Below are 13,791 nucleotides of genomic sequence, written 5' to 3'. Positions count from 1 at the left end.
CTAAACCCTAACCTCAGATGCCCACCGTCTCTCCGATGCGTCTCCACCGCTACCGCAGCGTCCCAACCGCCTCACCAGCGCCGGTGAAGGGCGTTCTAAGCATAACCCAAACCACGCGCAAGTGGAAAAAACACAAAAATACAAAAAAACAAACAAATCAATAAAATCTAAATTAAATCATAATGTTAGGGGGCGTCAAATAAGGTGCGAATCCTCTAATCATAGCTCCAACGAACGACCATTGCCTTCCGCCTAGCGGTCCCCGAAAGCTGGTACCACTATATATTGAGTTGCCGTCGCGACTCGACACTAGAGGCGAAAGCATTCCGCCCCCAAAAATGAACCGATTCCGGCGACTCGCAACGCACCAAAAAGGCAGATGCTTCGCCGCCACGCTTGCGTCCGGGGGTCAGATGGGCTCATCTCTGACCAACGCAGCCGATCGCCACAGGTCGAGGATGAATGACCCGGACAGAACAAACCCCTCAAATTCGCACGGTTGGTGTCGACGGTATTCTCATCTCGTTTGCAGACAGGATGGCCGAGGATGCGAACAGGGCTGCGCTGGCCCTGCGTGACGAGATCGACATACAAGCATGGGAAGGCGTTGCAGAGACATCCACATCGCTGGCGTCGACCTATATTCGGGTCGATACCGCACGTCTGCCCCTGGCTGAACTCTTTCCACAAGTGCGCCATCTGCTGGACGCGCGCGATTGGTACACGGCGCCGCTGCCAACCGGACGCAGACTCTGGCGCGTGCCAACAGTATTCGGAACTGAGCTTGCGCCGCAATTGGATGAAGCAGCGGAAGCAGCGGGGCTGACGCGCGACGAGGCGGTCCGGCGGTTAAGTGACGCCCGCGTCCGCGTTCTGACAATTGGTTTTGCACCGGGTCAACCCTACCTTGGCCCGCTCAGGCCCGAGTTCGATATTCCCAGGCTTCAGGATTTGAACCCCCGGGTTCCGGCCGGCGCCTTGGTGCTGGCAATATCGCAATTCGTGCTTTTCTCGAACCCAACTCCAACCGGCTGGCGTCACATCGGCCAGACCGCGTTCCGGTGTTTCCGGCCTGAGTTGCCTGATAGTTTCGCCCTGAACCCGGGGGATGAGATGCAATTCGTTCCGATAACGCCGGATGAACTCACCCAGATCAGCGCCAACAACGCCAGTGGTGCCGGCGGCGCAACCTGTGAGGAGATCACTGCGTGAGCCTGCTTGTTCATCGCATAGGCCCGTCCTGCACGGTTCAGGATCAGGGGCGCACCGGGTATCTGGCGCAGGGTCTGTCACGCTCGGGCGCAGCCGACCACATCGCCTTGCACGAAGGCGCGGCGTTGCTGGGGCAATCTGCGGACTGCGCCGCCCTTGAAATGGCAGGGTTGGGTGGAGAATTCGAGGCCAAGCAGGATACACGCATTGCCCTGACCGGTGCGCCCATGCAGGCCAGCATCGACGGTGAGACCGTGCCCTGGAATGCGTCGCACCTGCTGTACAAGGGGCAACGTCTGACGCTCGGATCCGTCTTGCGGGGCAACTATGGCTATCTGCATCTTGGTGGAGGGATTGAGACAGAGGCTTTCCTCGGGTCCCGATCCACACATCTGACAGCCAATGTCGGGCGCGCTGTTCAGGCCGGTGACACGCTGCCCGCCAGCATCTCGACCGGTGAAACCGGGCTGACGCTGGGTATTGAGGATCGGTTCTCGGGCGGCACCTTACGGATCGTGGCCAGCTTTCAGACCGAATTGTTCGATCAGGAGACGCTGAACCGATTCACGGCAACCGAGTTTCGACGCGGCCCGCGCGCCAACCGGATGGGGATGCAATTGGAAAGTGACGGAGACAGCTTTGCCGCAACAGGCCAGTTGAACATCCTGTCCGAAGTCATCACCGCTGGTGACATCCAGATGACCGGCACAGGGCGGCCGTTTATCCTGCTGCCCGAATGTCAGACGACCGGAGGGTATCCGCGCATTGCAACCGTCCTGCCCTGCGATCTTCCGCGCGCTGCCCAAACCTCCGCCAACGGCCCGGTTCGATTCGAATTTGTGTCGCTGGACGAGGCGACTGCATTGCAAGCTGCCCATATGGCAGAGCTGGCGCGCCTGCGCAGCCGGGTCGAGCCGCTATTGCGCGACCCTCACGACATTCCAGACCTGCTGTCCTATCAGTTGATCAGCGGTATGGTCTCTGCCACGGATTAAGGAGTTTCACTTATGCCCCGCGTCGATTTGAATGCCGATATGGGCGAAAGCTTTGGCCCTTGGAAGATGGGCGATGACGAAAGCCTGCTCAGGATCATCACCTCGGCCAACATAGCTTGCGGCTTTCACGCAGGCGATCCCGATGTGATGGCCAGGACAATGACACTGGCCGCCGAACATGATGTCGGCATCGGGGCACACCCGGGCTTTCCCGATCTGCAGGGCTTTGGACGCCGCAACATGAAGGTTCCGCATGATAGCCTGCGCAACCTTGTGCGGTACCAATTGGGTGCGGCACAAGGGATGGCCCGGGCGGTGGGTACCGAGGTTCGGCACCTCAAGCTTCACGGAGCACTGGCCAATATGTGCTCGGTCGATGCGGGCATGGCGCGGGCCTGCTATGAAGGCGCGCTTGAGGTCGACCCGGACATCATCATCATGGTTCTGGCCGTGACGCAACAGGAACAGGCCGCGCGCGACCTGGGATGCAAATGGGTTGGCGAGATCTTTGCCGACCGCGCCTATAACGACGATGGCACGCTGGTCGACCGCAGCCTGCCCGGCGCGGTGATCTATGACCCTGACATTGCCGGGCCACGTATCGCGGATATGGTGCGCCAGGGCGCGATCATAACGGAAAGCGGCAAGCGCCTGGAAACCTCGATCGACACGATCTGCCTGCATGGCGACGGCCCGACTGCCGTTCAGATTGCGCGTTCGGTCAGGGAGGCTCTGATCACATCCGGCGTCGAAGTGTCAAAATTCACCCGATAGAAAGGCATCAGTAATCCCGATTGCCCAGATTCTGTGTGTTGCCTGGAAAGGTTTAGGGCCCTAGCATGCCCGCAAGTACATGTTCTGAATACCACAAATCCCCGCAGCCCGGCCCTGACACAACCAGTTTTCGCAAGGAGCTACGCACATGTCATTCGATCTGATGTCCTATCAACCAAGGGGCGACAAGAAGAACTCCGAGTTCTTTGCCGAATACCTACCAATGATTTATGAACGCCGGACGGCGTCAGGTGTGGCGGATCAGGTCGGCCCCATGCGCGCCATTGTCATCCAGGTCGAACCTGCATCACTGATTGATACGCTGGTTGAACTGTATGTCATGACGCCCTACCGGCATTCGGCCAGTTATCTGGGCAGCACGCACAAGTATTCGGTCATGCATTCGCATCCCGATTATCCGGCGTTGATCCTGATGGCGCCACTTAGTGAAACGTTCGAGGATTTCATCCCACGTATTAATAGAATGTATCCTCTGGCGCGCAGCACCCCGCAAACGCGCTATGTCGGAGAGGTGTTTGGCGCTTCCGACCTGAAGGCCCTGAGCAAAACCCTGGAAGAGCAGAACATCCGCTTTGAATACCGTGGAGATACCGAGAACCCATTTTATACGCAGGGCGGCTTTCTGTTCACCTCGCCCTCGGATTTCACCTGCAATCGCGTTGGCTATTCCACGCTGGATTTCAACGATCCCGACAGTCTGGGCTTGGGCGACCGGATCTTGCTGAGCGATGCCGAACAAGCGCGCCTTGACGCGGCTGGCGCATTTGGTTCGGACACCAAGATTGCGCCGCTGATGCTGGGGCTTGATCATCTGGCCACGCGCGTTCTGGCCGGTGAGCGAGAGGACGCGATCCTCGAATTCCTGACCATGGTGCCCTATTACTTCTGGGGGGCGTACAATATCTTTGACATGAATTCGTCGACCAATGTGAACCGCAACGCCAATGTGGACGACGACAAGAAATCGCCCGCCAAGGTGTTTACTGCCAACAACACACCATCCTTCGTAAATTCGTTCGAAAAGCTGCCCATGCCGACCGAGGATTTTGTTCGGAACTTCGGTCGCCGTCTGCATCACATGGCCGTCGAGATTCAGGACGGCGATCACGGCGCGGGTGAAAAGAACGTGGATTTCGTGGTCAACACGCTCAAAGACAAAGGTGTTCCCTTCCTGGCCCATGTGGTGGGGGAGTGCAAAGACGACCCAAACCTGAAGCAGATTTTCTCGAAACACTCGAAGAATACGCTGCTGATCACCGAGTATATTGAGCGGTGCCACAAATATGATGGGTTCTTCACCAAGGACAATGTCGCCGCCTTGACCGCCGCTGCCGGGCAGGACGAGCAATATGAACACGGGCATGTATTCGACTGAAGCTCGGGAACGAAAAAGGCTGCGAAGTTTCCTTCGCAGCCCAGGTTCAAGAGTGAGTGCCGGACCTTATGATGGCCCGATCATGAAACAGGTGACGTTTCGCGCCTGTAACCGGCGACAGGCCAGATCGGCCTGTTCCCGGGTCATGCCCTGAAATGTCGCATCAAATCCACGCGTGCTTTGGTTCACCTTGCGCAGCGTGCCTTCCAGCGTGGTCATTTCCGATAGCGCGGTTTTCAGCAGGACCTTCTCGGCCTCGTACCGGGTGGTATAGCGCCCCACGTTGACGCCCCAAAGATGCCCACCAGACGTCGACAAACGTGTGACAACTTCGGGTTCCGGTTCGGGCTGTTTCGCAGGCGCGACCGAGGCCAGGACCAGATCTTCGTTGGTCTGGCCAGCATCATCCGATGGCTTTACGTCGGCCGCCGCGATCGCGGCGGCGATTCCGTCCTGAATGCGCGAACCGTTCTTGGCCGCCGTTTCAGCAACAGCGCCCGCGACTTGAATGGCTGCCCCCGGCCCCGGACGCAATACCGGACGCAGGCTGGATTTCGGTGCGCCTGTAAGTCGAGCGATCTTTGCGGCCCCCTCCAGACCGGCATTGCCCGCATAGGACGGGCGGGCAGGCTTGCGGATCGGCGCGCGCGAAGGCGCACGACGGAACCCCATGTCCAGCAACTCGGCGACCCGAGCATTGCGTGACGCACCCGATTTGCCGCCGAATACGGTTGCGATGATTCGCTCATCCTTACGCTTGGCCGAGGCCACAAGGTTGAAACCCGCCGCGCGGGTATAACCGGTTTTGATGCCATCCGCGCCCCTGTAAGCCGCCAGCAATCTGCGGTTGGTATTGGGAACGGTCTTGATCCCGGCATCCGTCGATTTGCGCGAGAACAGGTTGTAATATTGTGGGAAGTCATACAGTAGATGCCGCCCCAGCGTGGTCATGTCGCGCGCGGTCGACAAATGCCCTGACTCGGTCAGACCATGGGCGTTTTTAAAGGTGGTCCGGCTCATCCCCATCGCCTTGGCGGTGCGGGTCATGCGCCGGGCAAAGGCAGCCTCGGACCCGCTAAGCGTGATCCCGATTGCTGTCGCCGCGTCATTGGCCGATTTCACGGCCGCTGCCCGGATCAGATAGCGGAACGCAATCGTCTGCCCAGACCGCAACCCCAGTTTCGAGGGAGGCTCGGACGCCGCCTTTTTTGTGATGCGAACGGGCGTGTCCAACGTGATCTCGCCATTCCGCACCGCTTCGAACGCGATGTAGAGCGTCATCATTTTTGTCAGCGAGGCCGGGTGCAGCCGCGTATCCGCGTTTCGCGAATGCAGGACCTCGCCGGTGCGCGCGTCGATTACCATGGCCGCATAGGGCGCGGCCTGTACCTGCATCGGCGCAAACGAAAGCGCCCACATCAATACCATGAGAAGGAAGCCCATCCGGGCCGGAACTGTCCGCCGAACCTGCACGATCTTTGCCTCTGTCTGCCTCGGGCCGCCGGGTTTTCCCGGTCAGCATTACTTATTTTATTGCAGGTCAGGCTATCACAGACTCGCCGTCAGATAAACCGAAAGCTAACAGATTCACCAAATCTAGGCGGTTCTGAAAATACCCAGATGTTGTAGCTGCGCACCGGCAACATACCAAACCCGCGATAGTGAAGGGATCTGGGCCGTATTGTCCGGGAATAATTCGCAAGTGGGTCTAAATGGCAACATTATGCCAGCGCCTGAACCAACCCGGCCAGCTCTCCAAGATCGGCCAACGCGCGATAGCGTGGGTTGCCGTCCGGTGCATCAGCCTGCTCGATCTCCCACACAAGGCCATGCGGCACGTAAACGCCCCAACAGCCGGCCCGAATCGGTGCCACCACATCTGACCGCATCGAGTTACCGACCATCATCGCGGATCGTGGCCCGTCACCGTGCCGGGCAAAGACCGACCGATAGATGTCGGGCGTCTTTTCCGAGACGATCTCGACCGCATCAAACAGATCGCCCAGCCCCGATTGCGCCAGTTTCCGTTCCTGATCAATCAGATCACCCTTGGTGACCAGAACAACTCGATGTGTCGCGGCTACGGCTTCGATGGCTTCGCGGGCGTGCGGCAACAACTCGATCGGATGGGCCAGCATCTCTTGCCCGGCCTCGATCAGTTGGCGGATGACTGACGCGGGCACCCGGTCATCGGTGACCTCGATGGCCGTTTCGATCATCGACAATGTGAAACCTTTGATGCCATAGCCATAGTGTTGAATATTGCGCTTTTCCGCAGCCAGCAGGCGATCCATCAGATGATCTTTTTCAGCATGATCCGACAGTAACTCGGCAAAGTGATCCTGGGTCAGCTGAAAGAACCGCTCGTTGTGCCAAAGCGTGTCATCGGCATCAAAGCCGATTGTGGTCAACTGACTGTCCATTCCGAATCCGCCCGGTAACTCTTTTCTCTGACGGTTCTGACGTTATATAAGCGCAGAAACAAACCGAAGCTTTAATCGGATTCTCACAAGACATGCTCGAAACGCCGTGGATGATGTCTGACAAACCAGACGAGGACGACGATACGTCAGTCCTGGTACAAACGCGTCCGAAGACCAAGCGCCCGCCCTTGTACAAGGTGCTGCTGCTGAACGATGACTATACGCCGATGGAGTTTGTTGTTCACGTGCTCGAGCGGTTCTTTGGCATGACCCATGCGCAGGCGTTCGAGATCATGCTGACCGTCCACAAGAAAGGCGTCGCCGTTGTGGGCGTTTTCAGCCACGAGATTGCCGAAACCAAAGTCGGGCAAGTCATGGACTTTGCGCGCCGCCACCAGCACCCCCTGCAATGCACAATGGAACGCGAAGAGTAAGGCGAAGTCAGGGCCCTGCCCCTTCCCGTTGCGTTCGCACAACCCGCCCATGTCCCTTCGCCTCAGCCTTGCCCTTGAGAATGGCCTGACCCTGACCTCGCCCGTTTCGGTGATCGGCGCAACGCCGACGCACGATTTGGCCGAGGTGCCGACCGGGTCTCAGGTCGTGCAGCCGTTCAAACCGTTTCACGATCATTTCGCGGCATTGGGTTTCGAAACCGTCGCGCAAGCGAATACGGCCTGTCAGGACGTCGTTGTGTTTCTTCCGCGCGCCAAGGCACTGGCGCGGGCTTTGATCCACCTGGCCTGTCAGCGTGCCAGCGGAACCGTCGTGGTCGACGGCGCAAAGACCGACGGCGTGGACAGCTTGATAAAGGATATCCGCAAACGGGTCCCAATCGACGGTCCGCTGTCCAAAGCTCATGGCAAGATCTTCTGGTTTCAGGCGGACGCGCAAGCTTTTGCGGATTGGGCCGCGCCGGACGCGCAGACCGTTGAAGGCTTTCGCACAGCTCCGGGCGTGTTTTCCGCCGATGGGATCGATCCGGCCTCGGGATTGTTGCGACACTCACTGCCGCCGAAACTGGGTCCTCGGGTTGCCGATCTGGGTGCGGGCTGGGGCTATCTGTCCGCGGGGCTGCTTGCGGACGACACCGTGACCGAGTTGCATCTGGTCGAGGCCGATCACACCGCCCTGACCTGTGCGCGCTCCAATGTTCAAGACCCGCGCGCGCGGTTTCACTGGGCCGACGCGGTCAGCTGGCGCGCGCCGGAACCGGTGGATTCGGTGGTCATGAACCCGCCATTTCATACCTCTCGCGCCGCCGATCCGAGTCTGGGGCAAGGCTTTATCCAATCTGCCGCCCGCAATCTGAAACGGTCCGGTTCGTTGTGGATGGTCGCCAATCGCCATCTGCCCTATGAGGCAACGCTGAGCGACATGTTCACCCGCGTCGAGGAAATCACCGGCGACAATCGGTTCAAGGTGTTCCACGCCTCTCGCCCCCGCCGGTGATCCCGGCTAACCTGCACCGCAACTCAGGAGGAAACTCATGTCCTTTTCCATAGCGGGCAAAACCGCAATCGTCACAGGCGGCGCCAACGGCATCGGTCTGGCCATCGGTCGCCACTTTGCGGATGCCGGTGCGAATGTCATGTTTGCCGACATGGACGAAAAACGCCTGGCCGAGGAACTGGGCGATGACCTCGATGACAGCAACATCCGGTTTTTTGCCGGCGACCTACGCGAACGGCTGACCCTTGCCAATCTGCTGTCGGCAACGCTGGACGCATTTGATCAGGTCGATATTCTGGTTAACGGCGCGCGTCAGGTCATCCCGTCCGATCCAATGGATATGGAGGACGATTCGGTCCGCACCCTGCTTAACCAAAACCTTATGCCTGCCCTGCGTTTGAGTCAGCTAATCTCAAAGCGCATGATCAAACAGGCGGATGGCGACAGCGAAAACCCGGCCGGTTCGATTATCAACCTGTCCTCGATTGCGGCACGGCGCACGCATCCGGACCTGATGGCCTATTCCGTTTCCACAGCCGCGCTGGATCAGATGACACGGTCGCTGGCGGTGGCGCTGGCCCCGAACCGCATTCGCGTCAACTCGATCGCGCTGGGGTCGGTGATGAGTGCCTCGCTGCAATCGACCCTCAAGGAAAACCGCGATTTTCGGGATGATATCGAGAAACATACGCCTTTGGCCCGCATCGCCGCGCCAAATGAGTTGGTAGAGACCGCGCAATTCCTGGCCTCGGATGCCGCAGGTTTCATGACCGGACAAATCCTGACCATCGACGGAGGCCGCACCCTGCTGGACCCCGTCGCCGCTCCAGCCCATTGAATTCCATGTTCGACACTGAAAAATCCACTGCCGCGGCTTGGTTCCGCCAGCTGCGCGACGATATCGTTTCCGCGTTCGAGCGCCTTGAAGACAGCCACGACACTGGCCCATTTTCGGACGCCGCGCCGGGCCGGTTCGAGGTCAAACAGACCAAGCGGCACTCGGATGACGGCTCGGATGCCGGTGGTGGCCTGATGTCGGTCATGCGCGGCGGGCGGGTGTTCGAGAAGGTCGGCGTCAATGTCTCGACCGTTTACGGCACGCTTGGCGAACGGGCGCAACAGGCAATGGCCGCGCGCAAAGGTATCCCTGGTATGACGGATGATCCGCAATTCTGGGCCTCGGGCATCAGTCTGGTAGCCCATATGCAGAACCCGCACGCGCCAGCGGTTCACATGAACACGCGTATGTTCTGGACCCCGCATGCCTGGTGGTTCGGTGGTGGTTCGGACCTCAACCCCTGCATCGAATACGACGATGACACCGCCCATTTCCATGCCACGCAAAAGTCCCATCTGGACCCGCACGGACCGTCTCATTATCCCCGCCTGAAAGACTGGGCGGATGAGTATTTCTATATCCCTCACCGCAAGCGCGCGCGCGGCGTAGGTGGGATATTCATGGACGATTACTGCACCGGCGACTGGCAGGCTGATTTCAGTTTGACGCAGGATATTGGTCGCGCTTTCCTGCCCGCGTTTCTGCCGCTTGTCGAAAAGCGGCGGGGCCAGAGCTTTTCCGAAGCCGACAAGGACGCGCAACTGGTGCATCGCGGGCTTTATGCCGAATACAACCTCGTCTACGACCGGGGCACGAAATTCGGGCTGGAAACCGGCCACGACCCCGATGCCGTTCTGATGAGCCTGCCCCCGCTTGCCAAATGGGTCTGACGCCTAGAACCCCATGTCGATGAAGTTGTCATAGCAGTAGTTTTGCGCAGAAGCGGCCGAGAGGTTCTCACCGACCTTGTTGACCGTCAGGGAATATCCCGGGTCGGTGTCCGCACCGGGGGGTGGGGTGAACGAAAAATTGACCGTACGGACGCCTTTTTCATAGGCTTTCGACACGTAGATCCGCTGCGAGTTCGAAACGCGTAGCGTGCGGATCGCATAGTCCCCGATCCCGCACCAATAGGTCACGGCGGCAGAGGACCCCCCGACAGGTTTAACCTGATAAGTCCCATCCTGCAGCGGCGTGATCTGGGTTCTGAATTGCGGTCGCAGTTTATAGCCAAAACCAACGCCCTGAGCCAAGGCCGACGTTGCCCCAAAGGCAACCAAAGTCAAAATCATGCCAAATCGCATCGCCGCGCATCCCGTTGCTAATAATCGGATTTAAGTGCTTTCGCCAATTAACCCGTCAAACCTACGACATTCCGCCCGCTGGGGAAACACCCGGCTTGATAAGTAAGCCGCAGGACGAAGCGCCTTAGAACAAAAACCTTTATTTGAATATGATACCGGGTATTATTTTGAGAGCTTCACCAAATCAGGTGCCATTTGAAAAAGCCGTTTCCAAAAGACTGGTTCGATCTGACGCCTGAAAAGTATGCGGATTTTGGCGCTTTGTTTTATCTGGCGTCGCTGACCAAAACACATCGCAACCGCACTCTGGGTCAGGTGCTATATGCCTTTGAAACACCGCTGCGGCTGGGCCAGTATCATATTTTCCGGCAGAACGGATTTCCCCGCGGCTTTGTGACATTTGCGGGTCTCAGCCCCGAGGCTGAGCACCGGTACGCCGTGCAGGAAAAACCCTTGAAAGAGGTCGACTTCACCAGCGGGTCTTCGTTCTGGATCGTTGATCTGGTGGCACCGTTTGGTCAGACCAACCAGATTGTCGACATCCTGAAAGCCGAAATTCCCCATCCAAGGGTGCGCACCAACAGAATGGACAGTGACTTGACGCGCAACCGCATTGTCGAGTGGACTCGGGATAGCGAGGGCGAAGTGCATATGCGGCTCTATCGGAAAAAGGAATTCGCCCAGGCTTTGAAAGAAGGGAACGCTTAGATGGTTTCGATCACCGGCGACACCACAGGTTCGGTTACGGGGGACCCGCCGAATGAGGCCACGGGCGATTTGGATGCCACCAGCTTTGCGCCTATCCTCGATGAGTTCTGGCAGATTTCATCGCAACCAACCTTTGGCACCGCCTCGATTGACCCTGATACGGGTGAGTGGACCTACACCGTGGACCCTGCGGTGTTTGACAATCTGGACGATGGCGAAATACTGATCGACACATTCGAGGTTCAGGTCACCGCAACCATCAGCACCATCTTCGGGCCAATACCGGTTACGTCGGACCCTGAACCCATCACCATTACCATCGAAGGTGTCTGTTTCACCGCCGGGACGTGGATCGAGACCGCAGGCGGGCCGCGGTTGATCGAAACGCTGGCCGCCGGAGACTGCGTCCAGACCCTGGATCGCGGGCCACAACCGATCCGCTGGATCGAAAGCAGCTGGCTCAGTACGGTGCAGTTGCGACAAAACCCGGCGATGCGACCCGTCCGTATCCCCGCAGGTAGTCTTGGAGATGGCAGACCCCGGCGCGATCTGCTGGTGTCGCAGCAACACCGTATTCTGATCAACGGACCAAAGGTCGAAATCCTGTTCGGTGCGCCCGAAGTTCTGGTTGCCGCCAAACATCTTTGTTCCTGGCCCGGGATCGGGATCGACAAGTCGGACACTCCGGTCGAATACCTGCATATCCTGCTGGACCGTCATGAGATTCTGACCGCCGAGGGGGCCTTGGCCGAAAGCCTGTTTCTGGGGGACGAAGCGCTGCATTCCCTGTCCTCGGATGCGTTGCAGGAATTGGCGGCGATCTTCCCGGACCGGCCGACCCCCGAAAACCCAGGTTTCGGGCACGCAGCCCGGCTGATCCTGCGCGAGCATGAGGCGCTGGCCCTGGCCTAGCCTGATACCTTGCCGCCGACATCCTCGGGCGCCAGCGCAACGGTTTTGATGACGGCGTAACATTGGCGACCCTGTTGCAGATTCAGGGCCGCAACCGACCGACGGGTGACACGCGCCAGCACGACCCCGGCTCGGGTTTTCACCGACACGATTGCTCCGGGCCCGTCGCCTGCGCGGATCGCCTCGACTTGTCCTTCAAGCACGTTCAACGCCGACAACCCTTCGGGCTTCACACTGGACAGAATGACCTCTTGCGCAGGAATGCGGATGCGCAGGTCCTGACCAATGCGGTGCGGCACATGAGGCAGAAACAGCCGCGCACCGCCAGCATCCAACTCTGACAGGCCATCGTCGTGGTGCTGCGCGACCTTGACCCGCAGCACTGCGCCAACCGCGCGCACGCCCGCAGGCGCAACGGACGGATCCGCCAGAACCTCGGACGCAGGGCCGTGCCGAACAACCTTGCCGTCCTGCAAAGCCACCACCGAGGTCGCCAGCCGTGCCACTTCGGCGGCCGAATGCGTAACGTAGAGAATCGGGACCGAGACCTCGTCCCGCAAACGCTCGAAATAGGGCAATATCTCGGCCTTTCGCGCCTCATCCAAAGCGGCAAGCGGTTCGTCCGCCAAAATCAGGCGTGGAGCCGCCAACAAGGCGCGACCGATGGCGACACGCTGCTTTTCTCCGCCCGACAACATCGCGGGCCGGCGGGCCAGCAGGTGCCCGATCCCCAACATCTCGATCACGCGATCCGGGTTTTCACGGCGCGCTCCACGCGGTGCAAACCATCTTCCAAAGGCCAGATTCTGGCGCACGTTCAGATGCGGGAACAGACGGCCTTCTTGAAAGATATAGCCCAGACGCCTGCGGTGCGGCGGCAGCCATACACCAGTTGCGGTGTCGAACAGAACCCAGTCATCGACAGCCACGCGACCCGCAGTTGGACGCAGCAATCCGGCCACGGCGTTGACAATTGTTGTCTTGCCCGAGCCTGACCGACCAAACAGAACCGTCACGCCCGGTGGCGCGTCGAAATCCAGATCCAGCGCCAGACCCGGCAACTGGTGTCGCACACGGACCGACAGGCTCATGACCCGGCCACCCTTTGCGCCACGCGACGGGCGACGAACTCTGACAGCAGCAACGCCGACATGGCAATCACGATTGCGATGATGACAAGGCGGGTCGCCGCAGCCTCACCCCCCGGTACCTGAAGAAAGGCATAGACCGCCGATGGCAGGGTTTGCGTCTGCCCTGGGATGTTCGACACAAAGGTGATCGTGGCCCCGAACTCTCCCATCGCCTTGGCGAAGGCCAGAATGGCCCCGGCAATGACACCCGGCAGGATCATCGGCAGCGTTACTGTCGCAAAGACCAACAGACGCGAGGCCCCAAGCGTTGCGCCCGCCTGTTCCAGTTTTGGATCAACCGCTTCGATCGACAGTCGGATGGCGCGAACCATCAACGGAAAGGCCATGATGCCTGCCGCCAGCGCCGCGCCCGTCCAGCGAAAGGCCACTACGATTCCAACCTCGGCCAACAGACGGCCCAAAGGCCCCTGCACACCGAAGGTCAACAGAAGCAGATAGCCCGTTACGACGGGGGGCAGGATCAGGGGCAGATGCACCAACCCGTTCAAAACCTGCCGCCCCGGAAAGCGCCAGCGGGCCAGCGCATAGGCGACGAATATCCCCAAAGGCAAAGTGGCAAGGGTCGCCCAGAACGACACGCGCAGCGACAGACGCAGCGCTTCAAGCTCAGCCGGTCCCAGCCAACCCAT

Annotated in this window: 15 protein-coding genes; 10 read left to right on the top strand and 5 right to left on the bottom strand. The window is 59.4% G+C overall.

What is annotated here, in order from left to right; genetic code table 11:
* Nucleotides 1–462: 462 nt before the first annotated feature.
* The 4 genes from ACR0JA_RS12845 to ACR0JA_RS12830 all read left to right on the top strand — a co-directional run bounded on the left by ACR0JA_RS12845 (nt 463) and on the right by ACR0JA_RS12830 (nt 4,377).
* Nucleotides 463–1,212, top strand: coding sequence for a 5-oxoprolinase subunit B family protein (locus tag ACR0JA_RS12845; protein WP_480575139.1), 750 nt, complete (start codon nt 463–465; stop codon nt 1,210–1,212).
* Nucleotides 1,209–2,207 carry a 5-oxoprolinase subunit C family protein gene (locus ACR0JA_RS12840; RefSeq protein WP_480575136.1) on the top strand — a complete coding sequence of 333 codons (999 nt, stop codon included), beginning with the start codon at nt 1,209–1,211 and terminating at the stop codon, nt 2,205–2,207. Before ACR0JA_RS12845 ends, ACR0JA_RS12840 begins: the two co-directional genes overlap by 4 nt.
* Before the next feature lie 12 nt (nt 2,208–2,219).
* A complete protein-coding gene (locus ACR0JA_RS12835; protein ID WP_480575133.1) occupies nt 2,220–2,981 on the top strand; it encodes a LamB/YcsF family protein in 762 nt (253 codons plus the stop codon).
* 148 nt (nt 2,982–3,129) lie between these two features.
* On the top strand, nt 3,130–4,377 hold the full coding sequence (locus ACR0JA_RS12830) for a hypothetical protein (protein ID WP_480575130.1): 1,248 nt from the start codon (nt 3,130–3,132) through the stop codon (nt 4,375–4,377).
* A gap of 66 nt (nt 4,378–4,443) precedes the next feature.
* On the opposite strand, the gene ACR0JA_RS12825 is transcribed toward ACR0JA_RS12830, so the two are convergent.
* Nucleotides 4,444–5,820, bottom strand: a complete 1,377-nt coding sequence (locus ACR0JA_RS12825) for a D-alanyl-D-alanine carboxypeptidase family protein (protein WP_480575152.1) — start codon at nt 5,818–5,820, stop codon at nt 4,444–4,446.
* 278 nt (nt 5,821–6,098) lie between these two features.
* Nucleotides 6,099–6,800, bottom strand: a complete 702-nt coding sequence (locus ACR0JA_RS12820) for an HAD family hydrolase (RefSeq protein WP_480575127.1) — start codon at nt 6,798–6,800, stop codon at nt 6,099–6,101.
* 92 nt (nt 6,801–6,892) lie between these two features.
* Here ACR0JA_RS12820 and clpS point away from each other — a divergent pair, with 92 nt between their 5' ends.
* The 4 genes from clpS to hemF are packed head-to-tail and all read left to right on the top strand — an operon-like array spanning nt 6,893 to nt 9,977.
* The gene (clpS, locus tag ACR0JA_RS12815) at nt 6,893–7,234 is read left to right on the top strand and encodes an ATP-dependent Clp protease adapter ClpS (RefSeq protein WP_480575124.1); all 342 of its coding nucleotides are present in this window, start codon (nt 6,893–6,895) and stop codon (nt 7,232–7,234) included.
* A 49-nt stretch (nt 7,235–7,283) separates the two neighbouring features.
* Nucleotides 7,284–8,249, top strand: a complete 966-nt coding sequence (locus ACR0JA_RS12810) for a class I SAM-dependent methyltransferase (RefSeq protein ID WP_480575121.1) — start codon at nt 7,284–7,286, stop codon at nt 8,247–8,249.
* Between the two features lie 37 nt (nt 8,250–8,286).
* The gene (locus ACR0JA_RS12805) at nt 8,287–9,087 is read left to right on the top strand and encodes an SDR family NAD(P)-dependent oxidoreductase (protein ID WP_480575118.1); all 801 of its coding nucleotides are present in this window, start codon (nt 8,287–8,289) and stop codon (nt 9,085–9,087) included.
* A 5-nt stretch (nt 9,088–9,092) separates the two neighbouring features.
* Complete coding sequence (gene hemF, locus ACR0JA_RS12800; RefSeq protein WP_480575115.1) at nt 9,093–9,977, top strand: oxygen-dependent coproporphyrinogen oxidase; 885 nt, start codon at nt 9,093–9,095, stop codon at nt 9,975–9,977.
* Between the two features lie 3 nt (nt 9,978–9,980).
* Here hemF and ACR0JA_RS12795 read toward each other — a convergent pair whose 3' ends face one another.
* Nucleotides 9,981–10,379 carry a hypothetical protein gene (locus ACR0JA_RS12795; protein ID WP_480575111.1) on the bottom strand — a complete coding sequence of 133 codons (399 nt, stop codon included), beginning with the start codon at nt 10,377–10,379 and terminating at the stop codon, nt 9,981–9,983.
* A gap of 207 nt (nt 10,380–10,586) precedes the next feature.
* Here ACR0JA_RS12795 and ACR0JA_RS12790 point away from each other — a divergent pair, with 207 nt between their 5' ends.
* Both ACR0JA_RS12790 and ACR0JA_RS12785 read left to right on the top strand, forming a co-directional pair.
* Nucleotides 10,587–11,099, top strand: coding sequence for a toxin-activating lysine-acyltransferase (locus tag ACR0JA_RS12790; RefSeq protein WP_480575108.1), 513 nt, complete (start codon nt 10,587–10,589; stop codon nt 11,097–11,099).
* Nucleotides 11,100–12,011, top strand: a complete 912-nt coding sequence (locus ACR0JA_RS12785; RefSeq protein WP_480575105.1) for a Hint domain-containing protein — start codon at nt 11,100–11,102, stop codon at nt 12,009–12,011.
* Here the strand turns inward: ACR0JA_RS12785 and modC are convergent.
* Both modC and modB read right to left on the bottom strand, forming a co-directional pair.
* The gene (modC, locus tag ACR0JA_RS12780) at nt 12,008–13,102 is read right to left on the bottom strand and encodes a molybdenum ABC transporter ATP-binding protein (protein ID WP_480575102.1); all 1,095 of its coding nucleotides are present in this window, start codon (nt 13,100–13,102) and stop codon (nt 12,008–12,010) included. The genes ACR0JA_RS12785 and modC overlap by 4 nt on opposite strands.
* Complete coding sequence (modB, locus tag ACR0JA_RS12775; RefSeq protein ID WP_480575099.1) at nt 13,099–13,791, bottom strand: molybdate ABC transporter permease subunit; 693 nt, start codon at nt 13,789–13,791, stop codon at nt 13,099–13,101. The genes modC and modB overlap by 4 nt, the downstream gene beginning before the upstream one ends.

Source organism: Ruegeria sp. AM4 (genome assembly GCF_056540665.1).
Note: the sequence above shows the minus strand (reverse complement) of the source record. Positions and strands in the feature narration are given on the sequence as shown.